Below are 26140 nucleotides of genomic sequence, written 5' to 3' on the forward strand. Positions count from 1 at the left end.
TTTCAAAGGTACGGCATCGGCGCCGCGTGGTGCCCCACACTGGGCCGCGGGGATGTGGCTGCGGTCCGGTGACCGTGGTGAAATGGGGGTATGGAATTGGAGGCAGCCCGCGACCTTGCGACCACTCTGATCGCCCGGCATGGGCTGGACTGGGGGTTCGGGTGGGACCACGCCCGCCGGCGGGCGGGCCAGGCCAACTTCACCCTCCGGCGGATCACCCTGTCGAAGCACCTGACGACGCTGTGCAGCGAGGAGCAGGTGCGCCAGACCGTGCTCCACGAGATCGCCCACGCCCTTGTCGGTCCCGGCCACGGGCATGGAGCGGTGTGGAAACGGATGGCGCACAGGATCGGGGCGGACTCGAGCCGGGTCACCGGCCCCGACTTCCCGAGGGTTGCGGCGCCCTGGCGGGCGACCTGCTCGGCCGGCCACACGCACGAGCGATTCCGGCTGCCGAAGGGGACCGTCAGCTGCGGGTACTGCTCGCGCAGCTACTCGACGAAGCACGCCCTGTCATGGGTGCGCGCCGGCGAGTGAGGCTCTCTGCCCACAGACTGACGCCGGCGCACGGAACCGGGTGTCTCCTGCGGTAAACTTCGCACGAGAGCATTCGAGGGGGCCGCCGTGAAGAGATCAGCCATCGCGCTCGCCGCCGCCCTCACGCTCGGTGCGTGCTCGACCCCGACGAGTGACGATGAAGCGGCCACGCCCACCGACACGCCCGTTACGATCACATTTCGACTCTGGGACAGCAGCGCTGTCCCCGCCTATCGGCAATCCTTCGAGGACTTCACTGCGGAGAATCCGAACGTCACCGTGGAGATCGAGGTGGTCGAGGAGGACGCCTATTGGCCGCGGGTGGATGCCGACCTGGGGAGCGGGACGATGGCCGACGTGTTCTGGCTCAACCCCGCCACGGTCGTCAACCTTCACCGCCGTGATTCCCTCGTGCCCATCGACACCCGCCCGGACGACTGGGAGACTGCGCTCGTCGAGCTGTTCACCGTCGAGGAGGGGCTATGGGCGGTGCCGCAGATGTGGAGCTCCGTCGCCCTCTTTTACGACCGTGAGCTGTTCACCGATGTCGACCTGCGGAGCGAAGCCCTCACGTGGGCGCCGGACGGCGGCGAGGGCGATACTCTCATCGCTGCCGCCACGGAGCTGACGGTCGACGAGAACGGCAGGAATGCTGCCGATGACAACTTCGATCCCGACTCTGTCGTCCGCTACGGCTTCGCCGCAGATCCTGATATCAGGACCGCCTTCATCCCCTTCATCCACCAGGCCGGGGGCCAGTTCCAGGACGCGGATGGTCGCTTCGCCTTCGCAACGGACGAGGGCGAGCAGGCCACACAGTATCTTGTTGACCTCATCCATGAGCACGGCGTCAGCCCGAGCATTGACATGGCCGACGATGAACAGCTGCCCGCGCTCTTCGCCGACGGCGAGATCGCGCTCTACCAGTCCGATTCGGACATCCTCGGCTTCATCGCCCGCGAGGCGGAGATCGACTGGGCCATCGCCCCCATCGTCGGCGGTCCCGAGGGCAAGATCTCGTCCCTCGACGGCGTCGCCGCCGCGGGCAATGCGGACAGCGATCATCCCGAGGCGACAGCCCTCCTGCTCGAGTGGCTGGGGACCGCAAAGGGTCAGGAGCCGCTCGCCGCGCACGGCCTCGCCTTCCCGGGCAATCTCCGCGCCCAGGACACATACGTGAACCACTGGGCGAAGCAGGGGGTCGACGTGTCGGTCTTCATCGAGAGCTCCCGGCACGCGATCACGGTCTCAGCCCACGACCTCGACATTCAACCCGCGCTCGAAGAGATTCGGTCGATGAGGCATCGCATCCTCGCCGGAGAGGTTCCCGTGGCCGAGGGCCTTCAGCAGGCCCAGCGCGCCGGCAACGACGCCCTCGGCGGATAGCGCCGCTGACGCCAGAACCTCGAGACTCTCGCGGCTACCGGCGCTGACGGTCGAGAATCACCTGCAGGATCCCATCGGCGCCATTCTCGACCGCGGCGAGCGTGTCATAGAAGCCGTCCTGCCCGCCGTACCACGGGTCCGGAACATCCCAGTCCCCGTCCGATGAGTAGAAGTCGGAGTAGCCGCGCCCCGAGGTGCCGCCGCTGGTGAGTGCACCACCCGCACCGAACGCCCCGTGCGGGGCGTAGTCGAGATCGCTCGACTCGTCATACTCGCGCCAGAGATGGATCTTCGCGTGGTCGACGCCGTGGCTGTCGGCCAGCCTCTTGAGCTGGCGAGCATGCCCCACCGTCATCGCCAACACCAGGTCCGATTCCTCGAGATCCTCAGGCGTGACCTTCCGTGCGCTGCGGCGCGGGACCGGATAGCCGGCCTCCCGCAGGACCCGTGCGGCACGCGAATCGATCGGGTTGCCATGCTCCTCGGCGGAGACACCGACAGAATCGACGACGGCATCGATGCCGGCCGCGGCGAGCCGTTCGCGGAGCACGACCTCTCCCATCGGAGACCGGCAGATATTACCTGTACAGACGACGAGAATGCGCATGGCGCGATTCTAACGGGTTCGCGCCACGCACAGCTGTCCGGTCCTCCCGGGGTGATCCCGGGGGAGCCATCGGACCCACGCTCGCGTAGTCTTGTCCCCATGTTGCGACGCACCTCTGCCCTCATTGTCACCGCCCTCGTCACCCTCGGCGCCTGCTCGAGCGACGAGGAGGCACCCGAGACTCCCGGAGCATCGGCCACCACCGATGCGGCCGAGACGTCGGAGGCTGTGGATTACGAGTGCACGGATCCGCTGGCGGGCGAGCCCACGGAGGTCGATGCCTACGACCTCATCGTCTGCACCACCCTCGCCCTCGCCGGCACCGAAGGCTACGCGACGACATCGGTCGTCGAGGGCGTCGGCGAGACGCTTCTGCGGGTCAATAGTGAACCGTTCACGGTCGAGGTCGACTACGCGGATGGCACGTCGATCATCGCGAACGCCTCGGATGCGTGGGTGGATGCGGGTGACGGCAGCTGGCAGAAGGCCGACATCAATTCCAGCGACTACCTCACCGCCCAGGCCACCCAGATCTACGACACCTACCTGCTCACCCACGACCCGGCCTACACCGCGGCCGACATCCCCGAGGGAACCTCCTACACGGTCGAGGGCACTGAAGAGATCGACGGCGTCGAATACACGATTCTCGGGGCGCAGTTCGAGGACGAGTCCTCGACCAGCACTCTGCGCATGTGGGTGAGCGATGACTACCGCCAGCAGAAGATGACGATGACGATGGAATCCCCGGACACGGAGCCGCTCAGCGTCACGACCGAGTACGTCGAATGGGACGCCCCGCAGCAGATCGAGATCCCCGAGTAAGTCAGACGCTCACTCCTCGGCGCTGACACGGCGCGCCGTCTGCTCGGAGTCTAGAGCGGGATCTCCTCCAGCTTCGTCGTCACCCGGCGTCTCAGCGCCTCCGACGGCTCCGCGAAGAAGGAGGCCTGTCTGCCCGTGCGCTGCCAGGTTCCGATAACCCTCCCGCCGAGCATGATTGTCGGCTTGAAGACGCCATTACCACCGGGGCAGATGTCGGCCGCACGGTCCGGATTCAGGCTGGCGCTGCGGTCGGCGTAGCCGAGCAGCATCTCATCGAACCCGGGCAGCAGGTGGAGACTGCGAGGGCTCGCAGCGCCGTGGTCGTCGGTACCCCACCACCAGCCATCGCGTTCGACGAGACCTGAACTCGCGAGCGCCCGATCAACGTCCCGCAGGGGCAGGTTCGCCCACCACGCCACATCCCTCCGCGTCGTCGGCGCATGGGAGGTGACATAGCGGGTGACGATGTCGGCGACGATCTCGTCGTAGTCCCGCTCTTTAGCCTGCGGCACCCACTCGTCGAGAAGGACCAGGTGCTGCTCCTTGCCGACCATCGGCCCCCAGACGAGGAGGCCCTCGAGGCTGAGGTGGAAGATGAGGTGGTAGGCCCTACCCTGCTCGGTCGCGAGGCCAGCCTGCCTCCACGCCTCGACGAGCTCGGTCCGGGTGATGCCGGAACCGACAGCGGTGCCGACGACGTCCCGGGCCCGCTCGAGCACGTCCTCGTCGATGCCGAGTTCGCGCCTGCGTCGCACGGTCTGCGGGAAGGTCCGCTCCCTCGCAACGACGAGCAGGTCCCGCACGCGGTCCGCCCCGACCACGTGGAGGGTGCCGCGCTGCGGCCAGGTCCGCACGATCTCACCGGAGTTGAAGGCGTCGATGACCGCCTGCCTGCCACCCGTCGCACGCAGTGCGATCGAGGTGATGACTCCGGGCAGGTCCTGCCCCTGCATCGCACCGAAGTGGGAGACGACCCCTTCGGGGTCGCGGCCCTCGACGAGGAGCTGCGAGGCAAGACGGGCAAGCGCTGGGGACACGGGGACTCCCTCGGTCAGTGCGCCTGTCGGGCAGGCGAGGATGGACCGATGGTACCGCCGGACTGGTCCGACATGGGCCGCCCACGATATCCACCCTCGGCTGGATGATCGTTCTGGACTAGGATTGTGCTCACGATTCGACACGACGGCTCCGTGTCACCGGTGCCAGAATGTCGAACTTCACGTGGAGGTATGACATGGGACCGAACTGGCACATGGGCTGGGGCCCGGCGTGGGGATGGGTCTTCCTCGTCGTCCTCATCATTGGAATAATCGCGCTCGTCGTCTTCCTCATCCGCCTGCTCACGTCGCGCGATGATCGGCCGACGCAGCAGGGGTCCGCGAGCCGTGCGCGGGAGCTGCTCGATGAGCGATACGCGAGGGGAGAGATCGATTCGAGCGAGTACGAGGAGCGGCGGCGACGGCTGGACGGGATGTCCGGACCGTGACGGACATGACGCGGCGCCAGGCGATCAGGCTCGGCGCCGTGGGCGCCCTCGGGGTGGCGATCGGTGGCGTCGGCCTGTCACAGACCGGACTCCCGTGGGGCGAGTCGGCGACCGCAGGAGCCCGACTCGCTGATCCTGAGGCTCTCCGCAGCAGCGGCGGCATCCTCGCGGTGGACCTCGTCGCGGCCCACCACCGCACGAGCATCGCCGGCCGCGACGCACGCGTGCTGGCCTACGGAGAGTCCCTGCCGGGGCGGACGTGGCGGGTCCGGCCGGGCGACCGCATCGATGTGCGGCTGCGCAACGAGCTCGACACGCCGACGAACCTTCATACGCATGGACTCGCCGTCTCCCCGCGCGGCAATGGGGACAACCCCTTCCTGTCGATCGATCCGGGTGAGAGCATCGACTACACGTTCCAGCTCCCCGAGGACCACCCGACCGGCGTGGCCTGGTACCACCCCCACCGGCACGGCACCGTCGCCGACCAGCTCTTCGGCGGACTCTACGGCGCCCTCATCGTCGAGGACGACGACGTGCCCGCCTCGAGTGAGCGCGTGCTCATCATTTCCGATATCACGCTGACCGCGTCGGGCGACGTCGCCCCCGCCTCACAGCAGGACGTGATGATGGGGCGGGAGGGTCGGCTCCTACTCGTCAATGGGCAGCACCGGCCGTTGATCTCGGCGCGGGCGGGCGACATCGAACGCTGGCGGGTGATCAACGCCTGCACGTCTCGGTACATCACGTTCGCCGTGCCCGGCCAGGAGTTACATCTTCTCGGAATGGATATGGGCCGAGCCTCCGCTCCGCGTGAGATCTCCGATGTTCTTCTTCCCCCGGGCGGCCGTGCCGACCTGCTCGTGGCGCTCAGTCCCGGCACCGCCGAGGTCCAGACACTCGGCTATGACCGAGGAGGCATGGGGATGATGGGCGGGGGCCTGTCGGGATCCGCGGTGCTGGCGACACTCAGCGTCACCGGCGGCAATGCCGCCCCGCCGATCGGGCTGGCCGACGAGCGGGATGCTCCTGACCTGCGCGGAGCGACCATCGCGGGACGCCGGGAGATCGCGTTCACGATGAGCATGGGGATGCGAGGGCGGATGATGGACATGGGCTTCGACGGCCGCGCCTTCGATATCGACCGCATCGATCAGCGGGTCGACGCCGGGGCGGTCGAGGAGTGGATCATCAGCAACCCGACCCCGATGGACCACCCCTTCCACCTGCACGTGTGGCCGATGCAGGTGATCGAGGCGGATGGTCAGGCGCTCGACGAGCCCACGTGGCGCGACGTCGTCAACGTGCCGGCGCAGGGCCGAGTGCGGGTCCTCGTCGACTTCTCGCGCAATCCCGGACGGAGCGTGTACCACTGCCACATCCTCGATCATGAGGATGCGGGAATGATGGCGAGCGTCGAGGTCGGATAGCGCGAGGCACGGCCGGAGACTTCTCGGCCTCGCCCCAGGGCGGGCCGCGGCCCCCTTCAGCCCTCGCTGTCCTTGGGTCGACTGCCCGCGATCGCTCGGACGACGTTGAGAATCCCGAGGACGATGAGCGAGATCGCGAGGAACCACCAGAGGAAGACGGCGCCCCAGATGGCGTTGCTCAGCAGGGTGAATCCGGCGATGACGGAGAGGAGCGCGAAAAGGGCTCCGACCACCTTCGACCCGGACTGGCCGAGTGTGAAGAGGGCCGTGAAGCCCTCGATGATCCACATGATGCCGACCATGATCGTGAGGAATAGAGCGAGGAAGACCGCGGATTCCCGGAGGGATGAGAAGGCGTAGGCGCCCGCAACGACGTAGAGGACGCCGAGGAGGACGTGGGCGATGCGGCCACCGGCTCCGAGTTCCTTGCCGATAAGGCCGACGCCGACATAGAAGATCCCGGCCACGATGGCATAGAGGGCGATGACGCCCGTTAGTGCAACGGCGGTCTTCGTGGGCCAGAAGAGAATGGCGGTGCCGAAGCCGATTCCCGCCAGACCTGCCAGGAGAAGTGCGAACCTCGCCCCCTTGACGGGGATGGGCTTATCGGCGGTGGATTCGATTGACGATTGTGTAGACATCGACGTACCCAACTTTCAGGAAATCCATGCCGGATTTCTCAAGGCGAAGTCTAATTCCACCAAAGATCACTGAACAAGACCCAGATCCACCGAATGCCCTGGCGACCACGGTCACGGACTCAGTGCCGCGACCGTCTACACCCGCTTCGCGGGTTCTGCAGGAAGTGTTGCGTGTGCACCCGTCCACGTCCGCAGCGCCACCGCCCCACCGACCACACCGATTCCGACAAGGACGAGAGCAACCGCTGACAGGCCCAGTGCAGCACCGAGAATGCCGGCGAGCGGATAGGTGATGAGGAAGCACGCGTGCGAGAGGGAGAACTGCGCGGCGAAGACCGCAGCCCGGGTCTGTTCCGTGCTGTTGCGGCGCAGCAGCCGGGCCGACGGGGTGAGGATCGTCGAGGTCGCGGCCCCCAGCAGCAGCCACACACCAAGCAGCGCGGTCCACTGTGCGCCGCCCTCCATCCAAGCAAACACTCCCGTGCCCGCGAGAAGCAGCAACGGCAGGGCGACCCCTCCGGCCAACATGACAGGCCGGTCGGACAGGCGCCGGAGGAGCCCCGGCATGAGAAGCGCGACGATCATCGACCCGCCGCCGTAGGCGGCCAGCATGAGGGCCACGTCGGCCTGGTCGCGGCCGAGCTCGCCCTGGACGATAACGACGGTGTTGACGATGACCATGGCGGTCGTGGTCGCTACGACCAGATTGAGCCCCATGAGCCCTCGAAGCTCGCGGGTTTCGCGGAAGATTCGGGCGCCGCTCGTGAGGCGGTCGAGGAAGGGCGAGGGCTGCGGTGCGTCGATGTCGGGAAACCGCGCGACCATGACGAGCACCGCAGAACCGAGGAAGCCGACCACCGTGCCCACGAACAGGCTGTGATAGTCGATGACGGTGAGGAGCGCCGCGGCGAGCATGGGGCTGGCGAGCGCCTCGAGGTCGTAGGCGAAGCGGGAGAGCGACAGGGCGTTCGTGTAGTCATCCTCGGCGGGAAGGACGGACGGGATCACGGCCTGGAAGGTCGGGGTGAACGTGGCCGAGGCGGACTGGAGGAGGAAGATGAGGATGTAGATCTGCCACGCCTCGGTGACGAAGGGCAGAGAGAGCGCGACACCGGCCCGGACGAGGTCTGCCGTGATGAGGACGGGTTTGCGGGGCGCGTGCGCGAGCAGAGCGGCCATGACCGGGGCAACCGCGACGTAGGCGATCATCTTGATGCTCATGGCGACGCCCAGGACGATGCCGGCGTCGCCACCGGCGATGTCGAAGGCGAGCAGGCCGAGCGCGACGGTCAGCAGACCCGTGCCGAGCAGGGCGATCATCTGCGCGCTGAACAGCTTCGCGTAGGTCGGGTTGCGAAGGACGGCGATCATGACCGGGCCTCCGGCTCGATGGGGGCGGGCGTGTGATGGTGCGGCGGGATCTGGCCGATGGCAACCGCATGTTCGGCCTGCCGGATCGCCTCGACGACCAGCGCGGCCGCGTGCTCGTCCACGAGGCGGTACATGACGCTTGTGCCCTCCTGACGTGTCGTCACCATGCGCGCCATTCGGAGACGGGCAAGGTGCTGAGAGACTCCGGATGGCTTCTTGCCCACGATCTCCGCGAGCGCGCCGACCGACAGCTCCTCGTCGCTCTCGAGCGCCAGGATGATCCTGATGCGCGTGGGATCGGACAGCAGACCGAGCACCTCGGCTGCGAGTTCGACGTAGGGCGACGATAGGCTGACATCTGACATGTCATTTTCTGCATGCATACGCAGATAGTAATATATGACCGTCGTGTGGCACGACCCCTGAGGCGATGAGAATTGCGGACCTCCGCTGTGCAGATGGCCGGAGCATGGGCGGCCTCCGCGTCGACCGGATCTGCAGTGAATCGTTCGAATCGACCGTGTTCATCCCGGTGCGCATGAGCACCACACCCACTCTGTTGAGACGCTCAGTTGCCTGGTAGTTTGGGCGCATGAAAGCTGCACGATTCCTGCTTGGAATGGCGCTGGTGGCGACTGGCCTGGCCGCCTGCAGCGGAGACGGTGTCGGCGGATACGGCGGCGAACCGGCGTCGTCCACGACGGTGGGCACGACAGCGCGGGTCGACATCGAACCGGACGAGCCCACGGCATAGTCGACTCCCCCTCCCCGGCGTCGCAGGTAGAGTCCGTCTGCGCGGACGGCGGGGACGGTTGCCTCCGTCGCGCGAGGCAGCGGATCCCTCACCCACCTGCCGGATTCGCCTTTCCCCCACGTTCGGCGCACGTACCAGACCCGCAGCAGATCGTCGTCCCGCCATCGTCGCCCGGGCGGGCACCGCCGGGTACGTGGGCGGAGAACCTGCCGTAAGGGACTGACTTCCGACTCTGGCGCGAGGGGGCGCTGGGTGCTTAGATAACGTCACCACTGAGTCCGGGGGACATGATGAACGATTGTCGGGGCACCGCAGGGATCGTCAGCGCTCCACCCTGTGCACGGCAGGGCCATTCCTCCAACCGACCCGACATCCGCATCGTTGCCGATTCTCGATGAGGTGGGTGAACGATGGACAGCCGCGCACTCACAGACGCCGCCCCGCAGGCGGTGCTGACAGTCGTCACCGCCGCAACGCAGGATGCCGACCAGGTGCTCGCGTCGTTGAGATCAAGTCCGAGCGGACACTCGTCCGCTGAGTCATCGCAGAGACTGGCGACCATCGGCCCCAACATTCTCCACGGCCACCGCGCACGCCCCCTCGCTGTCCTCAGTCGACAGCTGAAGAGCCCGATCCTCCTGCTCCTCTTCGTCACGGCCGGCGTCTCACTGTTCCTGGGTGAGCAGGCAAATGCCATCATCATCGGCGTCATCCTCTCCGCGAGCGTCGGCCTTGGGTTCGTCAATGAGTTCCGGGCCGAACACGCCGCAGACGCGCTGCACGATCAGATCAGGCACACGGTGGCGGTGATTCGAGACGCGGAGACGACCCAACTCGATGTGACCGACCTCGTCCCGGGCGACATCGTGCGCCTGACGATGGGCAGCGTGGTGCCCGCCGACATCCGGCTGTTGACAGTCCACGACCTCGCGTGCGACGAGAGCATCGTGACCGGCGAATCCCTCCCCTCGGGCAAGTCGACGGGCCCCGTCGATGCCGGCACCGGCATTGGCGACCTCACCTGCTGCGTGCTCATGGGGACTGTCGTCCAGTCGGGAAACGGCACCGGCGTCGTCGTGTCGACCGGGAGCGCCACCGAGTTCGGCCAGATCGCCGCGGGGCTGGCGGTGCCGCAGCCGCAGACCGAGTTCCAACGCGGACTCGGCCGCTTCTCGGTCCTCCTGCTCATGGTCGCACTCATCCTCACCACGCTCATCTTCGTCGCGAACGTCGCCCTCCAGCGCCCCATCCTCGACGCCCTGCTCTTCTCACTGGCGATCGCCGTGGGCATCACCCCCCCCCCAGCTTCTGCCTGCCGTGGTCAGCGCCAGTCTCGCCGCCGGATCACGGGCACTCGCGAAGCGGAACGTCCTGGTCAAGCGCCTCGTCTGCATCGAGGACCTCGGCGACATGGACGTTCTCGTCACCGACAAGACCGGCACCCTCACCGAGGGCCGCATCCGCTACACCGGCAGCCTGCCGGACGACGGCGCGACAGCCCCCGACGCCCTGTTCCTGCTCGGGCTCCTTGCCACAGAGACCGAGTACACCGAACCCGCCGGACCGGTGCCGGGCCTCAACTCCTTGGACTCCGCGCTCTGGGAGGTGCCGCGCAACGACAAGACCCGCCCAGAGAGGTATCGCCGTATCGACCTCCTCCCGTTTGACCACGAACGCCGCCGGATCACGGTACTGGTCAACGGACCAGATGAGCAGCGGCTGGTGATCACGAAAGGATCGCCGGAGGATGTCATGCGACTCTGCGCCACCATCCCGCCAGACGCCCAGGAGATCCTGTCCGGTCAGTACTCCCTGGGAGCTCGCGTCGTCGCCGTCGCGGCTCGACCAGGTGGACCCTCCGAGCAGCTGACTCCGGACGATGAAATAGGGCTCAACCTCGTCGGATTCCTCGTGTTCGCCGATCAACCCAAGGCTGATGCACTCTCCTCGCTCGAGAGGCTCGTCGGTCTCGGGCTCACGGTGAAGATCGCGACTGGTGACAGCGCCGCAGTCGCCGAGAAGGTTCTTGACGACCTCGGCTTCGCATCCGCAGGGACGCTGACGGGGACCGACATCGAGATGATGGATGATGATCGGCTTCGCGATGCCGCGTCGATCGCCTCGATCTTCGCCCGCGTCTCTCCTGAACAGAAGGCCCGCGTCATCCGACTGCTCCGCCACGAGGGCCGATCAGTCGGGTTTCTCGGCTCTTCCGGATTGAGGGTGTAGTGAAGTATCCGACAGGGGTAGGTGTGTCGTAAGGGTTTGAAGAAGGCCTCGTGGTGAGAATGGGAATTGTCTAGAAACCGATTCCTCACCACAAGGCCTTCGATGCTCAAGCCTACCTTCACTGCCCCTGACCTCACGACTTTCACCGGACTCGACGGACTTGGCCTACGTGCTGTTGGCCAGTCGCTGACACCGGATCGCGCGATCATCTCCTGCACCGTGACCGAGCCGGATGACTGGTGCCACCGCTGCGGATGCCCAGGGATTCCCCGCGACACCCTCGTGCGCCGACTTGCCCACCAGCCGTTGGGCTGGCGGCCGACCACTCTGCACGTGCGCGTGCGCCGCTACAGGTGCACAGAATGCGGTCACGTGTGGCGACAGGATATGAGCACTGCAGCCGAACCCCGCGCGAAACTCTCCCGCACAGGACTGCGCTGGGCACTCGAAGGAATCGTGTGCCAGCACCTGACCGTGGCTCGTGTCGCTGAGAGTCTCGCCGTGTCCTGGGATACCGCGAACACAGCAGTGATCGCCGAGGGACGGCGTGTGCTCATCGCCAAGCCTGACCGGTTCGACGGGGTTCAGGTCATCGGTGTTGACGAGCACGTGTGGCGGCACACACGTAAGGGCGACAAGTACGTCACCGTCATCATCGACCTCACCCCAGCCCGGGACAAGACCGGGACGGCCCGACTGCTCGACATGGTCGAAGGCCGCTCCAAAGCCGTGTTCACGGCCTGGCTTCAGGCCAGGCCCCAAGCCTGGCGGGACAACGTGGAAGTCGTGGCGATGGACGGATTCACCGGATTCAAGACCGCAGCAGAGACCGAACTGCCCGACGCGATCGAGGTCATGGATCCCTTCCACGTCACCCAGCTCTCCGGGGACGCCCTGGACCGGACCCGCCAGCGCATCCAGCAGGAGACTACCGGGCACCGCGGCCGTTCCGGTGACCCGCTCTACGGCATCCGCCGAACCCTGCACACCGGAGACAACCTGCTCACGGACAAACAGCGGACCAGGCTCATGGTCGCCTTCACCGATGAGCGCCACGCCGAAGTCGAAGCGACCTGGTGCGTCTACCAAGAGGTCATAGCAGCCTACCGGCATCCCGACCCGGCCGAGGGCAAACGCATCATGACAAGGCTCATCGCCAACATCAGCAAAGGGGTGCCGAAGGCACTCCGTGAGGTCATCACGCTCGGACGCACGCTCAAACGCCGTGCCGGCGACATCCTGGCGTACTTCGACCACCCGGGAACGTCGAACGGTCCGACCGAGGCCATCAACGGCAGGCTCGAGCACCTCCGCGGTTCCGCCCTCGGATTCCGCAACCTCGCCAACTACGTCGCCCGCAGCCTGCTGGAAGCAGGCGGATTCAGACCCCAACTACACCCTGAAATCGGATGAGCCGGTTTCTCGGCGACGGGGTGAATGACGCGCTCGCCCTGCACCAGGCCGATGTCGGCATCTCGGTTGAGACCGCCGCGGATGTCGCGAAGGACGCTGCCGACGTTCTGCTCCTCGACAAGGACCTGGGTGTGCTCGCCGAGGGCATCACCGAGGGCCGGCGCATCTTCACGAACACGATCAAGTACGTGCTCATGGGCACCTCGAGCAATTTCGGCAACATGTTCAGCGCCGCAGTGGCATCCGTCGTCCTGCCGTTTATGCCGATGCTCCCCGGGCAGATCCTTCTCAATAATCTGCTCTACGACAGCAGCCAGCTCACCATACCGAGCGACCGCGTCGATCCGGAGCAGCTCCAGTCACCCTCGCACTGGGATATCCGCTTCATCCGGCGGTTCATGCTCGCCTTCGGTCCGGTGAGCTCCGCATTCGACTTCGCCACCTTCGCCCTCATGATGGTCATCTTCAACGCGGCGGAGGCGGAGTTCCAGGCCGGGTGGTTCATCGAATCCCTCGCCACCCAGAGCCTCATCATCTTCGCCATTCGCACACGCCGCATCCCGTTCTTCCGAAGCCGACCGTCGATTGGGCTCTCAGTGTCCGTCGTCGCCATCGTCGCCCTCGGCGCGTGGCTCCCCTACTCACCCATATCGGGACTGCTGGGCTTCCTGCCGCTGCCGGCCCCGTTCTTCATCGCCCTCGTCCTCATGGTCATCACCTACCTGGGGTGCGTGGAGCTGATCAAACACTGGTTCTTCCGCAGGCTTGCGACTCCGCCACCAGCCGACGAGCAGCGACCGCGCACGCGCGGGAGGCACCATCGGGTGGGCCGGCGAACGGCTAAATTCACGGAGCGGACGCCCTGACAGGGAGGGTCCTTCGAGGTTCTCCTGAAGCGTTGTACTGGGGGAGAGATTCTCTCCCAGCCGGCCTTCATCTGAAAGTATGACGCCATGAATCGAACTCCCGATGAGGAGCAGTGGGATGCTCGCTACGGCTCAGGCGGACAGGTGTGGAGCGGCAGCCCCAACCCCCTCCTGGTTGAAACCGCACAGGAGCTCACGCCTGGCGTCGCCCTGGAGATCGGCGCCGGCGAGGGTGCTGACGCGATCTGGCTGGCCGAACAGGGGTGGACCGTCCACGCCGTCGACCTCTCGTCCGTCGCGCTCACGAGCGCAGCCTCTCACGCGGAGGCGGCGGGCGTTGCGGACCGGATCGAGTGGATGCACAGGGACGTCGAGGCGTGGATTCCGCCGGCCGCGACCTACGACCTCGTCACCGTCCACTTCCTCCATCTACCAAACGAACGGCGCGAGAAGGTCTTTCGCAGCCTCGGCGAGACTGTCGCCCCGGGTGGCACGCTGCTCATCGTCGGCCACCACCCCTCGGATCTGAACGCCGGGGTCAGGCGCCCCTCCGGAGAGGGTCTGCTCTTCACTCCCGAAAGCGTCGCCGAGCTGTTCGACTCATCTGTCTGGGAGCCGGTCGCCTGTGAGGCGCGTCCGCGCGACGCAACGACGCAGGACGGCCGCCCGACGACGGTGCATGACAGCCTCTTCCGCGCAAGCCGGATGGGATGAGCACAGGCCGGGCGGCCAGCCAGAAGATGCCCCGCGGGACGCTATCCCACGCGCTTACCGCGGCCCTCGCCTGAACTCCATCATCTGTTCAGGGGTAGGGACTCCGCCATTCTCGGCTGCGGCTTGGAATGCCGGCAGGTGCACGTCGGCCGGGGGTGCTGCGCAGGTTCGCGTGAGGCCTGAACCGCGTGGTCCAACGTTTCGTCCCGGGAGGACCTGCTATTCACGCCCGAGAACGTCGCCGAGCTGTACGACATGTCTGCGTGAGGGCGGGTCGCCTGTGCGGCCCGCCAATGGCGAGCGACGACCCCGGAGGGCCACTCAACGACCGTTCGCGTCAGCCTGTTCCTTGCTGAGCGCCGCTGAGGCTGCGTGATCCCTCAACTACGACATCGGCGGCCTCAATAGTCAGCTCCACCGCTGATCCGCCGCATACCAATGCATGCCTTGAACCTCACCGGTAAGCGCAGGGTCGATCAATCTGGCGGCCAGCCCTGCGGCCAGGTCAATCGTGGAGTAGTCCGCGCAGTGCGGAACGTGTCTGCTCTGCGCGACGTAGCCGGCTCCCCATACTCTTGGAACGACGAAACGTTTGAACGACATCAAGTTCCGGCGCCGACGTTCGGTCTCAATCGCGCGTATCAACGCTGCGCCTTCGACGTTCTGCGTGACAGCAAACACAACGATGTCAACAAGATCTTTCTCGCGGCTGGAAGGACGGCCGTTATACTCGGCCATTGTCGCGCAGACTTTGTCGGCGATCTGATCGACGACGGGATAGAGACGGTATCGCCTGCTGTCCAACCGGGGCAGGTCCAGTGCCAGCTTGGGGACCACAGTTTGGACTATGTCGGTGATCGCGCTGCCCGAAACCAGGTCTACATTGACAACCCCTTTCTCTGCAACGCCAAGGAACACGTTGAAAGTGACCCGATGGCCCTCCATGTACAGCTGAGTGTCAGTGGCGAGCGTCGGCTCATGACTCACGTATTCAAATCGGAAATGGTCGTGAAGATCGATCGAAGCAAGACGTCGGAGGTCTTCCAACGATTCGTCTAGGTTGAATCCCCGCCGGTCGAGGTCGATATCTCGCGTGGACCGGGATGACGGGACCCTTGCCAGAATGCCGGTTCCACCCTTGAGCACCCAATCTGATTCATCTCCCTCAGAGAAGACCCTGCTCAGCAGTCGGTTGAAGTACTCAAGCTGTATGAGCGTGCTCGTACTGAGCGACGGCTCAGCCTTGGCTGCCCGCTTGGCCGCATTCTTGATCGCCGCTTCCACGCTTCGAGCCGTCGCGTACGGTTCCGTCGAGCCCATTACCCTCGATCCTCCAGCGCCTCCGCCGAGAGTCGGCGCCGGGCTGCCCTGGCATCAAGCGCCGGGAACATCTTTGTCCAATGATGTGTAGCATCGGCGAAATCGACGTCCCCAAGCGCATCAGCAACCTTCTCTCCGAGTCCCGCAGTGTAGACATCCGCCAGGGAGCGCCGCAATTCTTCGTCTATCTTCACCAGAGATTGAAGTGCGTTCTGGAGCCCCTGAACGCGGCCAAGAGAAACCTCCTGCTTCAGCTGTGTGAACACCTGCGTCATTTCGGTTGCCATGTCGATGGACGCTTTGGCCGTCCTGAGGTGGTTATCCAGGACTCTGGCACTGAGCTCGCGGTCCGCCGAGACCCTGTGGGCGATGGAATCCAGATCGAGTCCCGCGAGCACAAGAAGATGCTCGAGCACCGCAGTGCCATCATCACGCTTGAACCCGTTGCGTTCTGCAAGAGGAGCGAAAAGCACACGCATCCGTCGAAGGTCCAGGGGACGCTTCTTTGCGGCAGCTCCGAGGGCATCGGCGACAAGGCTCATCTCCCTGACATCATCGAGCAGATCGGCCAGCATTCGCTCAAGCGTCATCACGGGCAGGCCTTCTACGAGAGTGATGTCTCCGGAGTCGAGTTGGCGCCGTCGATATCGAATCTCTGCACGCTGCGTCTGGCGGCGCCTCGAAGACACGAACTCGTGACGATCGGCCCACAGGTCACCAACACCGTGGAGCCACGCAGCTGAAGTACCCGCGACAACAACGCCGTCAGACAGGCTGTCCAGCCGCTCCTCAGCACGGAGCCCCGGATCGGTACTGAGCCACGCTGCGCGAAGATCCTCAAATCGATCACTCGGCGCGCCAGAACTCCTGTACACACCATTCGCAAGACGCTCCAGGTGCCCTGAATCAACCAGCCTGGAGAGCGTGAGGCGAGGGACTCCCAGAGCACCTGCTTGAGCTGTCGTCACCATGCCCCACTGCGCGGCCGCAATATCCTCAAGTACACGCAGTGCTTCCATCGACTTCATACTTGAACTGTATCAGTCAATCAGAGACAATCCAAGATCAAAACCTTCTCTTCACGCTCGGCGTCCTGCTCGTCACCGTGGCGCGCTGCGCTCTGATCTATCCACCTCGCGGACGTTCCGGCGGAGTAAGTGAACGGCTCGGACCCGCTTTGCAGCAGGTCCGAGCCTCGTGGTCTGGCTAGGTCGGAAGGACTCTCAGAAGTCCCAGTCCTCGTCCTCCGTCGCCTCGGCGGTGCCGATCACGTAGGAGGATCCTGAGCCGGAGAAGAAGTCGTGGTTCTCGTCCGCCCCCGGGGAGAGGGCGGCGAGGATGGCGGGGTTGACCGCCGTCTGGTCGGACGGGAACAGGCCCTCGTAGCCGAGGTTCATGAGCGCCTTGTTCGCGTTGTACCGGAGGAACATCTTGACGTCCTCGGTCAGCCCGAGATCGTCGTAGAGCGACTCGGTGTAGTCCTCTTCGTTGTCGTAGAGGTCCTGCAGAAGGTCGTACGTGTACTCCTTCAGTTCATCCTGACGCGCCTGGTCCATCATGCTCACGGCCCGCTGGTACTTGTAGCCGATGTAGTAGCCATGGACGGCCTCGTCGCGGATGATGAGGCGAATGAGGTCGGCGGTATTGGTCAGCTTGCCGTGCGCGGACCAGTACATCGGCGCGTAGAAGCCCGAGTAGAAGAGGAAGGACTCGAGCATGACGGAGGCGACCTTGCGCTTCTCCGGATCATCCCCGCGGTAGTAGTCGAGGACGATGCGGGCCTTCTTCTGAAGGTGCTCGTTCTCCTCCGACCAGCGGAAGGTCTCCTCGATCTCCTCGGAGGTGTTGAGCGTCGAGAAGATCGACGAGTATGACTTCGCGTGGACCGACTCCATGAACGCGATGTTCGTGTAGACGGCCTCCTCGTGAGGCGTGACCGCGTCGGGGATGAGGGAGACAGCGCCGACCGTGCCCTGGACCGTGTCGAGCAGCGTGAGCCCCGTGAAGACACGGGTCGTCATGAGCTGCTCCTGGGCAGTCAGCGTGTTCCACGACTGGATGTCATTCGACAGCGGAATCTTCTCGGGAAGCCAGAAGTTGGCGGTCAGACGATCCCATACCTCTTCGTCCTTCTCGTCCTCGATCCTGTTCCAGTTGATCGCCTGGACGCTCGAGATAAGGGGCAGCTTGTCGGCCACAGAAACTCCTTTGCTCACCTGATTACTACCCTTCATCCTGCCACTTTCTCAGCGCCAGGTGGAGAGGGTTAGGCCACCCTCATCCCCTCCGCGAACACAATGGGAAAGCAGCAGAATCTGCTCCGTGCGTCCCGCCTCCCGAACTCGCGAGGATCTGCCGAAAGCCCGCTCGAAGCCAACGCTGACCGGGCCGAGAACCACCGCCTGACTCTCTCTTTCAGCTGAAAGCCTTCACCCCACGCGGCGCGTCCCGGCAGGGTGGATGCCATGAATGAGAACCAGATCACCGTATCCAGGATCATCGACCACTCGGCCAAGGAGATCTTCGACAGCCTGTCCCTGCCGGCCAGGCATCCTCGCTTCGACGGGTCGGGCATGGTCCGCTCGTCCGACAACACCGAGCGCATCCAGCAGGTCGGCGACGTGTTCGTCATGAACATGGTCGGCCGCAGCGGCGACGAGTACCAGACCCACAATCACGTGACGGCGTTCGACGAGGGGAAGATGGTGGGATGGAAGCCCGCCCTCGCCGAGGCGCCCGACCGGGTCGGCGGGTGGGAGTGGCTCTACACCCTCAAGCCGCTCGACGCCCACTCGACCGACGTCACGCTCACCTACTCGTGGGACGGCGTGACCGACAGGGAGCTGGCGAGCCAGCTTCCTGTGGTCTCAGAGGACGAGCTCGAGCAGTCCCTCAACCTCATCGCCTCCACCGTCAACTGATTCAGACGGGACTCTCCGTCCCGCTGGACATACGTGAGCGCCTCGGTCTCCCGAGGCGCTCACGTCTACTTATCCCGCAGTGCGGTTACGCGTCTCTCTTGCGGAGCGAGTAGGCACCGAGGCCGACGAATACGGCCGCGTAGATGACGAGAACGAGGAGTGCCGTGTTCGGACTCAGGGAATCCCCCTGGGAGACGACACCCGCCAGGATCCCGCTCTCACGGGGTGCGACGGCCGACATCATGACGTTGATCGGGAAGTACGGCGTGAGGTTCTCGATGAAGTCGAGGGGGATGATCTGGAGGATCGGCAGGATGAGGACGATGCCGAACATCGTCGTCACCGCTCCGACCGTCGATCGGAGGACGGCGCCGAGACCCGCGGCCATGATGGCACCCACGACGAGAACGACGACTGCACTGAGTAGCGACAGCCAGAAACCGACGTCATCCATCGGCAGCGACATGTCGTAGCGACCGATCATGAGCTCAATGAGGAGAGTCGAGAGGAGAAGGGCGATGGCGCTGACGATGGCCCAGAAGCCCGCGAGGACCAGGATCTTCGCGGCGTAGAACGCCATCCGCGAGCGCGAGGACAGCAGCGAGATCTGAATCGTGTTGTGCGAGTACTCGGCTGTCATCGTCATCGTCCCGAAGGCGATGCCGAAGAGCAGCGCGATCTGGAAGAGGCTCGTCACCATGTAGGAGCTGGTGAAGACGGCCAGCTCGGTGCTCGACATGTACTCGATCATCGACTCGACCGCCTGGGCGACGAAGAAGGAGATGAGGAGGTAGAAGGCGATCGCGAGCCCGGAGATGATCCACGTCGAGCGCAGGCTCGTCAGCTTGCGCAGCTCGGATCGGACGAGGCGTGCGAAGGTCGGCTGGTGGACTGCGGTGCTCATCGTTCGCCTCCTGCTTTGAACTCGACGGCGTTCCCGGTGAGCTCCATGAAGACGTCCTCGAGGGACGAGTGGGTGGTCGACAGCTCGTGGATCTCAAGGCCGGCGAGGTGAAGGGCGCGGCCGACATCGGCGGCGCTTACCCCGTCGATGATGAGGGTGTCCCGGCCATCGACGCGGTCGAGCCGCGGGTTGAGCTGGCTGAGGGTCTCCCCGATCGCGGCCATGTCCGGCCCCGCGACGCGCACGGTCGTGTGGCCGGCCGTCTCGGTGAACTGCTTGATCGGCCCGGAGGCGATGAGCCTGCCGTTCCCGATGACGACGAGGTTCGTCGCCGTCATCGCCATCTCCGACATGAGGTGCGAGGAGATGAGGACGGTCCCGCCCTTCTTCGCATGGGTCTTGACGAGGTCACGGACCCACCGGACACCGTCCGGGTCGAGGCCGTTGACCGGCTCGTCGAGGAGGAGGTACTCGGGATTGCCGAGCATGGCGGTGGCGATGCCGAGACGCTGGCCCATGCCGAGCGAGAATCCCTTGACCCGCTTATTCGCCACGTGCGACAGGCCCGTGAGGTCGAGGATCTCGTCGATGCGAGAGGTGGGGAAGCCGTGCGTGTCGGCGACGACCGTAAGGTGCTGACGTGCCGTGCGCGCCGGGTGGAACGCCTTCGCGTCGAGGAGCGCTCCGACGGTCTCGAGCGGGCTCCTCAGCTCGCTGTAGTGCCGTCCCCCAATGAGGGCCTGACCCTTCGTCGGTCGGTCAAGGCCGACAATGCAGCGCATCGTCGTCGACTTGCCGGAGCCGTTGGGGCCGAGGAATCCGGTGACCTCCCCGGCGGGGACGGTGAACGACAGGTCGTCGGTCGCCGCCTTCTTCCCATACATCTTCGTGAGATTTTCAATCGTGATCATGTGTGGCCTTTCGCCGATACGGCACAACTGTATGCCGCGGAGAGAGCCGTCTCCAATGCCGCAGGCCCAAGGGTGGGGAAAGATCAGGGTCTCCCCTGAGCGTGCCCACAGGTGGTCTGCTCCTCCGCCCGCCGCGGGCTACTGTGGTGCCATGATCACCGCCGCCCGCTACGCCGGCCGCATTGCCGCCCTCGACATCGCGAGGGGACTCGCCATCCTCGGCATGTTCGTCGCCCACGTTGGTCCGGACCGGGGCGGCCTGCCCGGCTGGCTCATGGCCGTGGCCGACGGCAGGTCCTCCATCCTCTTCGCCACCCTCGCGGGCGTCTCGCTGGCGATCCTGACGGGCAGAAATGTTCCGTTCGGCGGGGTTGACCTGCTTCAGGCGAAGATCCGGATCTTCACCCGGGCGGCGATGCTCCTCGCGATCTCCGGCCTGCTGGCCATGATGAACGACATCGTTGCCCTCATCCTCGCCGCCTACGCCGTCTGGTTCGTCCTCGCGATCCCGTTCCTCCGGTGGTCCCCGAAGCGGCTTTTCCTCGCAGCCGGGGCGAGCTGGCTGATCGGCCCCCTCATCACCACCTACCTCGTCTTCCTTCTCGACAGGCTCGGGATGACATCGATGGCGGACTCGTCGGGCCTCCTCGTAGAGGCACTCCTGACCGGCTCCTACCCTGGGCTCATCTACATGGGATTCGTCCTCGCGGGCCTCGGCATCGGCCGGCTCGACCTGTCGGACAGGACTGTTGCCGCAACGCTCGCGCCGGTCGGGGCGTCACTCGCCCTCATCGGATACGGGTCGGCATTTCTCCTCACACGGCTCGGAGCGGGCCCGCCCGCCGACGACTACGGCTACGAATACACGGATGTCGGCGATCAGGGGTGGCGCACGGACGGGATGGGGCCGGAATGGGATCCGTATGTCGAGGTTCCCGACGTCGGCCACCTCTTCGGAGCCGAGCCGCACACGGGCACCGTGTTCGAGGCCGTCGGCTCGGGCGGCTTCGCCATCGCCGTCATCGGGCTCCTTCTGCTGGGCGGGCCCATCCTCGGCAGGATCCTCTACCCGATTGCAGCGGTGGGCTCGATGCCGCTGTCGGCATACTCATTCCACATCATCGCCATCTGGCTCATCCCCGCCATGGTCTTCCCCGACTCCTACACACCGCTGTTGTGGCTCACGCTCGTCACACTCGTCGTGTGCTCCCTGTGGCTGCGCCTGATCGGTCGCGGGCCGCTCGAGCGGCTGCTCCACTGGACGTCGATGCGGGCGGCGAGCATCAGTCCTCCTGAGCAGCCTGCGCCGCGGCATCGTACTCCGCAGCCCAGTCCTCCCACATCTGAATCTCCTCATCCGTGATCTCCCGGATGATGCGGCACGGGTTGCCGGCGGCGATGACGCCGGCGGGAATATCCCTCGTCACAACCGAGCCGGAACCGATCACCGTGTTGTCACCGATCGTGACTCCGGGGTTGACGATGACACCGCCGCCGAGCCACACGTTGTCACCGATCGTGATCGGGACGCCGGATTCAAGGTTGGCCGCCCGCGGCCCGGGCGCAGTGGGGTGCGTGGCCGTCAGCAGGGAGACTCGGGGGCCGAAGAAGCAGTTGTCCCCGATCCGCACCTCGCACACGTCGAGGATGATGAGATCCATGTTCGCGAAGAAGTTCTCACCGATGAACGTGTTCCAGCCGTAGTCGAAGCCGATCGGCGCCACCAGGTTGCACGCCTCGCCGCGGGACCCGAGGAGGTCCCACAGGATCTGGTCCTTCCGCTCCTCATCGGTCGATGCGTTGAACTCGCGGATGAGCATCTGGCCCTTCTCGACCAGCGCTCCATGCTGCTCGTCGCTGTACCGATAGAGCTCACCGTTCAGCATCCGCCGCATGTCAAATGATTCCGTCATGACTCTCCCGCACTCGACATCTGTTCCCTCAGTGGCGACCATTGTCCCATGACCACACCTGCAGTCTCTTTCCTTCAGGCCTCCGGCAAACCCTTCCGCGTTTTCGAAACCGAGGTCGACGGCGTCGACTTCTCCAGCATCGACATCGGCGCCTTCTTCGCTGAACAGATGGGGATTCCCGGGGAGCGTGTCTACAAGTCCCTCATGGCCTCGGCGCAGGGCCAGCTCGTCATGGGGCTCGTGCCCGTCACCCAGAGAATCTCCCTCAAGTCGCTGGCGAACGCCGTCGGTAAGAAGAAGGCGACCATGGTGCCGCCGGCGGAGGCGGAGGAGCTCTCCGGCTCCGTCATCGGCGGAATTTCGCCCTTTGGTCTGGCAACGCCCATGCCGATCGTCATCGATCAGGGCGCCTTCGCCCATCCGACCATTGCTGTGTCCGGCGGCAGCCGCGAGCTGAAGGTCGAGCTGACTCCTGCGGATCTGGTCGACATGCTGGGCGCGACGATCGCCGAGATCGCACTGGACTGAGGCCAGCAACAGGCCCTCCCGAGAACGCTATGGCGCGAGCAGGCACCATTCAGCACGCATCCCTGCTTCCGCTGTTCGAACCTATCCGTGGAGATCTCCGCTCTGATTCAATCGAAACAGACAACTGTGGACAGCCCCGATGGGGCTGTCCACAGTCAGTACGTCAGCGGATCAGAGCATGCAGGAGACGCAGCCTTCGATCTCGGTGCCCTCGAGGGCCTGCTGGCGGATGCGCATGTAGTAGAGCGTCTTGATGCCCTTCCGCCATGCGTAGATGTAGTTCCTATTGACGTCGCGGGTCGTCACCGTGTCCGGGTAGAACAGCGTGAGCGACAGGCCCTGGTCGACATGCTGGGTCGCCGCGGCATACGTATCGATGATGGCCTCGGGGCCGATCTCGTACGCGTCCTTGTAGAACTCCAGGTTGTCGTTCGTCATGTAGGGAGCCGGGTAGTAGACGCGCCCGATCTTCCCCTCCTTGCGGATCTCGATCTTCGACACAATCGGGTGGATCGAGGACGTCGAGTGATTAATGTACGAGATCGAGCCGGTCGGCGGGACCGCCTGGAGGTTCTGGTTGTAGATGCCGTGCTCCATGACGGAGGCTGCGAGCTCACGCCAATCCTCCTGGGTGGGGATGTGGATGTTCGCGAACAGCTCCTTGACCCGATCCGTCTCCGGGACCCACTCCTTCTCGATGTACTTCTCGAAGAACTTGCCCGACGCATAGTCGGAGTTCTCGAAGTTGTGGAAAGCCGCACCCTTCTCAATGGCGAGCTTGTTGGACTCCGTCAGCGCGTGGAACAGCACGGTGTAGAAGTAGATGTTCGTGAAGTCGAGCGCCTCTTCTGAGCCGTAGTGGATACGCTCGCGGCCCAGATAACCGTGGAGGTTCATCTGACCCAGGCCGATGGCATGGGAGAGCCTGTTGCCCTTCTCGATCGACGGCACGGACGCGATGTCGGACGTCTCGGAGACGGCGGTGAGGGCACGGATCGCGGTGCCGATGGTCTTGCCGAAGTCGGGCGAGTCCATCGCCTTCGCGATGTTGAGCGAGCCGAGGTTGCAGGAGATGTCCTTGCCGATGTGGTCGTAGGACAGGTCTGCGTTGTAGGTCGACGGCTCGGAGACCTGGAGGATTTCGGAGCAGAGGTTCGACATGGAGATGCGGCCCTCGATCGGGTTCGCCTTGTTGACCGTGTCTTCGTAGACGATGTAGGGGTAGCCGGATTCGAACTGGATCTCGGCGATCGTCTGGAAGAACTGGCGGGCGTTGATCTTCGTCTTCTTGATCCGCTTGTCCGCCACCATCTCCTCGTACTTCTCGGTCACCGAGATATCGGAGAAGGGAACGCCGTAGACGCGCTCGACGTCATAGGGCGAGAAGAGGTACATCGCCTCGTTCGACTTCGCGAGGTGGAAGGTGATGTCGGGGATGACGACGCCGAGCGACAGCGTCTTGATCCTGATCTTCTCGTCGGCGTTCTCACGCTTCGTGTCGAGGAAGCGCATGATGTCCGGGTGGTGTGCGTTGAGGTAGACGGCTCCCGCGCCCTGGCGGGCGCCGAGCTGATTGGCGTACGAGAAGGAATCCTCGAGCAGCTTCATAACAGGGATGACACCGGAGGACTGGTTCTCGATCTTCTTGATCGGGGCGCCCTGCTCGCGCAGGTTCGTCAGATTGAGCGCGACGCCGCCACCCCGCTTGGACAGCTGCAGCGAGGAGTTGATGGCGCGCGAGATCGACTCCATGTTGTCCTCGATGCGCAGGAGGAAGCAGGAGACGAGCTCGCCGCGCTGCTGCTTGCCGGCATTGAGGAAGGTGGGCGTGGCCGGCTGGAAGCGGCCCGAGATGATCTCGTCGACGATGTCGAAGACCTGATCCCTATCGCCGCGGGCGAGGGTGAGCGCGACCATGACGACGCGGTCCTCGAAGCGTTCGAGGTAGCGCTTCCCGTCGAAGGTCTTGAGCGTGTACGAGGTGTAGTACTTGTATGCGCCGAGGAAGGTCGCGAACCGGTACTTCGCGGCGTAGGCCCTCTTGAAGGCGGACTTGATGAAGTCGAAGTCGTACTGGTCGAGGACGTCCTTCTCGTAGTAGCCCTCCTCCACCAGGTAGTCGAGCTTCTCCTTGAGCGAGTGGAAGAAGACCGTGTTCTGGTTGACGTGCTGGAGGAAGTACTGACGGGCGGCCTCGCGGTCGGCGTCGAACTGAATGTTGCCGTCCGCGTCGTAGAGGTTGAGCTGCGCGTTGAGCGAGTGGTAGTCGACCCTCGGGTCGAGGGTCTCTAGCCCTGTGTCTGTGAGCGTTGTTCCCAAAACTCTTCCAATCCCTGCTTGACCTTGGCCACGTCATCCTGCGTGCCGAGGAGTTCGAATCTGTACATGTGGGGCACCGCGCACTTCGCGGAGACGATGTCTCCGGCGAGGCAGTACGCGCGGCCGAAGTTGGTGTTGCCCGCGGAGATGACTCCACGGATGAGGCTGCGGTTGTGCTCGTTGTTGAGGAACTTGATGACCTGCTTGGGGACCGCTCCGCGGTTGTTCCCTCCCCCGTAGGTCGGCACGATGAGGACATACTCCTCATCGACGATCAGGTCCGGATCGCTGCGTCGCAGCGGGATCCGCTCCGCCTCCATGCCGAGCTTGCCGACGAAACGAGCTGTGTTATTCGTCGCTGACGAGAAGTAGACGACCTTTGCCACGATGACATTCCCTCACGCCGAGTGGGCGGCATGCGCCGCCTCGGCCGCTCTAAGCGGTGACGGCTTCGGAAACCGACGCTGCGACGAGAGCCTTGATCTTGTCGGGACGGAAGCCCGACCAGTGGTCGCCGCCGGCCATGACGACCGGGGCCTGCTGATAACCGAGAGCCTTGACGGCCTCAAGAGCGTCAGCGTCTTCCGTCAGGTCGATCATCTCGTACGAGAGACCGGCCTTATCGAGGGCCCGCTTCGTGGCGTTGCACTGCACGCATGCCGGCTTCGTGTAAACGGTGATGCTCATCGAGCGCTCCTTCTTCCCAAAGGTGTACGTGTCGCGATGACGGGAATTGCATCCATGTCATCCTCGAACTCTGACACTACACCTTGTGCCTGATCTCGTCAGCACCACAACATGGTGTGTTCAGGCAACCCTAACCCGCCCCATCTGTGGACCCGCGGTGGAAACCCTGTGGACGGCGGCACGCATCCCCGCCCACTTTCCACCATTCCGTGTCGCAGCGAGCGCGGACGCTTCCGCTGGAAGCAGACGTGCGAGCCGCGACAGTGGGACAATCATGCTCGTTCGCGCGGACACAATCGGGGGAGGAATCTCCGTCGCCACTCAATCCGCTCCTGTGGACACGTGGTTCCGAGGCCTGTCCACAGGTGTGGACGAAGC

General features: G+C 64.8%; 27 protein-coding genes and 1 pseudogene. 14 read left to right on the plus strand and 14 right to left on the minus strand.

The features are described from left to right. The first annotated feature begins 90 nt into the window (after nt 1–90). Both EJO69_RS07960 and EJO69_RS07965 read left to right on the plus strand, forming a co-directional pair. Nucleotides 91–537: a SprT-like domain-containing protein gene (locus EJO69_RS07960; RefSeq protein ID WP_126040815.1), complete on the plus strand. Its 447-nt coding sequence runs from the start codon at nt 91–93 to the stop codon at nt 535–537. Nucleotides 538–624: 87 nt separating this feature from the next. Then, nucleotides 625–1923 carry an extracellular solute-binding protein gene (locus EJO69_RS07965; RefSeq protein WP_126040816.1) on the plus strand — a complete coding sequence of 433 codons (1299 nt, stop codon included), beginning with the start codon at nt 625–627 and terminating at the stop codon, nt 1921–1923. 34 nt (nt 1924–1957) lie between these two features. On the opposite strand, the gene EJO69_RS07970 is transcribed toward EJO69_RS07965, so the two are convergent. Next, nucleotides 1958–2530: a low molecular weight protein-tyrosine-phosphatase gene (locus EJO69_RS07970; RefSeq protein WP_126040818.1), complete on the minus strand. Its 573-nt coding sequence runs from the start codon at nt 2528–2530 to the stop codon at nt 1958–1960. 99 nt (nt 2531–2629) lie between these two features. Here EJO69_RS07970 and EJO69_RS07975 point away from each other — a divergent pair, with 99 nt between their 5' ends. Continuing rightward, on the plus strand, nt 2630–3355 hold the full coding sequence (locus tag EJO69_RS07975) for a hypothetical protein (RefSeq protein ID WP_126040820.1): 726 nt from the start codon (nt 2630–2632) through the stop codon (nt 3353–3355). Nucleotides 3356–3405: 50 nt separating this feature from the next. Here the strand turns inward: EJO69_RS07975 and EJO69_RS07980 are convergent, their stop codons facing one another. Then, the gene (locus tag EJO69_RS07980; protein ID WP_126040822.1) at nt 3406–4392 is read right to left on the minus strand and encodes a winged helix DNA-binding domain-containing protein; all 987 of its coding nucleotides are present in this window, start codon (nt 4390–4392) and stop codon (nt 3406–3408) included. A 197-nt stretch (nt 4393–4589) separates the two neighbouring features. On the opposite strand from EJO69_RS07980, the gene EJO69_RS07985 reads away from it, so the two are divergent. Then, complete coding sequence (locus EJO69_RS07985) at nt 4590–4841, plus strand: SHOCT domain-containing protein (RefSeq protein WP_126040824.1); 252 nt, start codon at nt 4590–4592, stop codon at nt 4839–4841. A 5-nt stretch (nt 4842–4846) separates the two neighbouring features. Then, nucleotides 4847–6271 carry a multicopper oxidase family protein gene (locus EJO69_RS07990; protein WP_211331395.1) on the plus strand — a complete coding sequence of 475 codons (1425 nt, stop codon included), beginning with the start codon at nt 4847–4849 and terminating at the stop codon, nt 6269–6271. Between the two features lie 56 nt (nt 6272–6327). On the opposite strand, the gene EJO69_RS07995 is transcribed toward EJO69_RS07990, so the two are convergent. The 3 genes from EJO69_RS07995 to EJO69_RS08005 all read right to left on the minus strand — a co-directional run bounded on the left by EJO69_RS07995 (nt 6328) and on the right by EJO69_RS08005 (nt 8666). Continuing rightward, entirely contained in the window at nt 6328–6912 is a 585-nt protein-coding gene (locus tag EJO69_RS07995; protein WP_126040828.1) for an HdeD family acid-resistance protein, read from the minus strand. A 135-nt stretch (nt 6913–7047) separates the two neighbouring features. Continuing rightward, nucleotides 7048–8283 (minus strand): MFS transporter, encoded by a 1236-nt coding sequence (locus tag EJO69_RS08000; RefSeq protein ID WP_126040830.1) that lies wholly within the window; start codon nt 8281–8283, stop codon nt 7048–7050. Beyond that, nucleotides 8280–8666 (minus strand): ArsR/SmtB family transcription factor, encoded by a 387-nt coding sequence (locus EJO69_RS08005; RefSeq protein WP_126040832.1) that lies wholly within the window; start codon nt 8664–8666, stop codon nt 8280–8282. The genes EJO69_RS08000 and EJO69_RS08005 overlap by 4 nt, the downstream gene beginning before the upstream one ends. A 209-nt stretch (nt 8667–8875) precedes the next feature. Here EJO69_RS08005 and EJO69_RS12340 point away from each other — a divergent pair, with 209 nt between their 5' ends. From EJO69_RS12340 to EJO69_RS08025, 6 genes and pseudogenes are all read left to right on the plus strand, one after another. Continuing rightward, nucleotides 8876–9037, plus strand: coding sequence for a hypothetical protein (locus EJO69_RS12340; protein WP_164519910.1), 162 nt, complete (start codon nt 8876–8878; stop codon nt 9035–9037). A gap of 410 nt (nt 9038–9447) precedes the next feature. Further along, a pseudogene (locus EJO69_RS12770) lies at nt 9448–10095 on the plus strand (P-type ATPase actuator domain-containing protein); the annotation flags it as partial. Nucleotides 10096–10354: 259 nt separating this feature from the next. Further along, nucleotides 10355–11266 carry an HAD family hydrolase gene (locus EJO69_RS12600; RefSeq protein ID WP_245993584.1) on the plus strand — a complete coding sequence of 304 codons (912 nt, stop codon included), beginning with the start codon at nt 10355–10357 and terminating at the stop codon, nt 11264–11266. Nucleotides 11267–11368: 102 nt separating this feature from the next. Beyond that, nucleotides 11369–12679 carry an ISL3 family transposase gene (locus EJO69_RS08015; RefSeq protein WP_126037853.1) on the plus strand — a complete coding sequence of 437 codons (1311 nt, stop codon included), beginning with the start codon at nt 11369–11371 and terminating at the stop codon, nt 12677–12679. After that, nucleotides 12676–13545: a cation transporting ATPase C-terminal domain-containing protein gene (locus EJO69_RS08020; protein WP_126040834.1), complete on the plus strand. Its 870-nt coding sequence runs from the start codon at nt 12676–12678 to the stop codon at nt 13543–13545. Before EJO69_RS08015 ends, EJO69_RS08020 begins: the two co-directional genes overlap by 4 nt. A gap of 87 nt (nt 13546–13632) precedes the next feature. Then, entirely contained in the window at nt 13633–14259 is a 627-nt protein-coding gene (locus tag EJO69_RS08025; RefSeq protein WP_126040836.1) for an SAM-dependent methyltransferase, read from the plus strand. A 408-nt stretch (nt 14260–14667) separates the two neighbouring features. On the opposite strand, the gene EJO69_RS08030 is transcribed toward EJO69_RS08025, so the two are convergent. The 3 genes from EJO69_RS08030 to nrdF form a co-directional block, all read right to left on the minus strand. After that, nucleotides 14668–15579 (minus strand): nucleotidyl transferase AbiEii/AbiGii toxin family protein, encoded by a 912-nt coding sequence (locus tag EJO69_RS08030; RefSeq protein ID WP_126040838.1) that lies wholly within the window; start codon nt 15577–15579, stop codon nt 14668–14670. Further along, nucleotides 15579–16607 (minus strand): type IV toxin-antitoxin system AbiEi family antitoxin domain-containing protein, encoded by a 1029-nt coding sequence (locus tag EJO69_RS08035; protein ID WP_126040840.1) that lies wholly within the window; start codon nt 16605–16607, stop codon nt 15579–15581. Before EJO69_RS08035 ends, EJO69_RS08030 begins: the two co-directional genes overlap by 1 nt. A gap of 195 nt (nt 16608–16802) precedes the next feature. Next, nucleotides 16803–17777: a class 1b ribonucleoside-diphosphate reductase subunit beta gene (gene nrdF / locus EJO69_RS08040; RefSeq protein WP_126040842.1), complete on the minus strand. Its 975-nt coding sequence runs from the start codon at nt 17775–17777 to the stop codon at nt 16803–16805. Between the two features lie 267 nt (nt 17778–18044). On the opposite strand from nrdF, the gene EJO69_RS08045 reads away from it, so the two are divergent. After that, nucleotides 18045–18500, plus strand: coding sequence for an SRPBCC family protein (locus EJO69_RS08045; RefSeq protein WP_126040844.1), 456 nt, complete (start codon nt 18045–18047; stop codon nt 18498–18500). An 85-nt stretch (nt 18501–18585) separates the two neighbouring features. Here EJO69_RS08045 and EJO69_RS08050 read toward each other — a convergent pair whose 3' ends face one another. Together EJO69_RS08050 and EJO69_RS08055 are read right to left on the minus strand one after the other, a co-directional pair. After that, complete coding sequence (locus tag EJO69_RS08050) at nt 18586–19404, minus strand: ABC transporter permease subunit (RefSeq protein ID WP_126040846.1); 819 nt, start codon at nt 19402–19404, stop codon at nt 18586–18588. Then, nucleotides 19401–20315: an ABC transporter ATP-binding protein gene (locus tag EJO69_RS08055; RefSeq protein WP_126040848.1), complete on the minus strand. Its 915-nt coding sequence runs from the start codon at nt 20313–20315 to the stop codon at nt 19401–19403. Before EJO69_RS08055 ends, EJO69_RS08050 begins: the two co-directional genes overlap by 4 nt. A 151-nt stretch (nt 20316–20466) precedes the next feature. On the opposite strand from EJO69_RS08055, the gene EJO69_RS08060 reads away from it, so the two are divergent. Beyond that, nucleotides 20467–21678, plus strand: a complete 1212-nt coding sequence (locus tag EJO69_RS08060; RefSeq protein WP_164519911.1) for a heparan-alpha-glucosaminide N-acetyltransferase domain-containing protein — start codon at nt 20467–20469, stop codon at nt 21676–21678. On the opposite strand, the gene EJO69_RS08065 is transcribed toward EJO69_RS08060, so the two are convergent. Beyond that, nucleotides 21599–22228, minus strand: a complete 630-nt coding sequence (locus tag EJO69_RS08065; RefSeq protein WP_126040852.1) for a sugar O-acetyltransferase — start codon at nt 22226–22228, stop codon at nt 21599–21601. The genes EJO69_RS08060 and EJO69_RS08065 overlap by 80 nt on opposite strands. Nucleotides 22229–22276: 48 nt before the next feature. Between EJO69_RS08065 and EJO69_RS08070 the strand changes: the two genes are divergently transcribed. Then, the gene (locus EJO69_RS08070; RefSeq protein WP_126040854.1) at nt 22277–22756 is read left to right on the plus strand and encodes an aminoacyl-tRNA deacylase; all 480 of its coding nucleotides are present in this window, start codon (nt 22277–22279) and stop codon (nt 22754–22756) included. A 171-nt stretch (nt 22757–22927) separates the two neighbouring features. On the opposite strand, the gene nrdE is transcribed toward EJO69_RS08070, so the two are convergent. The 3 genes from nrdE to EJO69_RS08085 are packed head-to-tail and all read right to left on the minus strand — an operon-like array spanning nt 22928 to nt 25762. Beyond that, nucleotides 22928–25075 (minus strand): class 1b ribonucleoside-diphosphate reductase subunit alpha, encoded by a 2148-nt coding sequence (gene nrdE, locus EJO69_RS08075; RefSeq protein ID WP_126040856.1) that lies wholly within the window; start codon nt 25073–25075, stop codon nt 22928–22930. After that, nucleotides 25045–25461 (minus strand): class Ib ribonucleoside-diphosphate reductase assembly flavoprotein NrdI, encoded by a 417-nt coding sequence (gene nrdI, locus EJO69_RS08080; protein ID WP_126040858.1) that lies wholly within the window; start codon nt 25459–25461, stop codon nt 25045–25047. The genes nrdE and nrdI overlap by 31 nt, the downstream gene beginning before the upstream one ends. Before the next feature lie 49 nt (nt 25462–25510). Beyond that, complete coding sequence (locus EJO69_RS08085) at nt 25511–25762, minus strand: redoxin NrdH (RefSeq protein WP_126040861.1); 252 nt, start codon at nt 25760–25762, stop codon at nt 25511–25513. Between the last annotated feature and the right edge of the window lie 378 nt (nt 25763–26140).

The sequence above is a fragment of the Flaviflexus salsibiostraticola genome (genome assembly GCF_003952265.1).
GTDB classification, from domain to species: domain Bacteria; phylum Actinomycetota; class Actinomycetes; order Actinomycetales; family Actinomycetaceae; genus Flaviflexus; species Flaviflexus salsibiostraticola.